Here is a 664-nt window from a genome sequence, read left to right on the forward strand (position 1 = left end):
CGCCACGACCCTCAGCCTCGATGCCAGCGGAGGCACCATCACCAATGCCGGCTCCGTCACCGGCTACGTCACCGCCTCGAACCTCGATGCCACCGCAAGCCTCGTCGCCCTGACCGGCAGCAACTCCATCACCACTCTCGGCAGCATCAGCGCCGGCAGCTTCACCCTCGACGACAACGCCCCCCTCACCATCGCGGGTTCCTTCAACGCCACCGACGCAAGCCTCGCCGCCTCGGACATCCGCATCAACGCCAATCTCGACGCCACGACCCTCAGCCTCGACGCCAACGGAGGCACCATCACCAATGCCGGCTCCGTCACCGGCTACGTCACCGCCTCGAACCTCGATGCCACCGCAAGCCTCGTCGCCCTGACCGGCAGCAACTCCATCACCACTCTCGGCAGCATCAGCGCCGGCAGCTTCACCCTCGACGACAGCGCACCCCTCACCATCGCCGGGTCCTTCAACGCCACCGACGCAAGCCTCGCCGCCTCGGACATCCGCATCAACGCCAATCTCGACGCCACGACCCTCAGCCTCGATGCCAACGCAGGCACCATCGCCAATGCCGGCTCCGGCTACGTCAACGCCACAACACTCGATGCCGTCGCAAGCCTCGTCGCCCTCACCGGCAGCAACTCCATCACCACTCTCGGCAGCATC

1 protein-coding gene is annotated in these 664 nt (G+C 66.6%); it reads left to right on the forward strand.

The window, feature by feature from the left end; all coding sequences use genetic code 11:
* A partial coding sequence (locus RT91_RS22100) for a hypothetical protein (RefSeq protein WP_035189716.1) occupies positions 1-664 on the forward strand: 664 nt, incomplete at both ends.

It is taken from the genome of Acidiphilium sp. JA12-A1 (assembly GCF_000724705.2).
Taxonomy (GTDB): domain Bacteria; phylum Pseudomonadota; class Alphaproteobacteria; order Acetobacterales; family Acetobacteraceae; genus Acidiphilium; species Acidiphilium multivorum.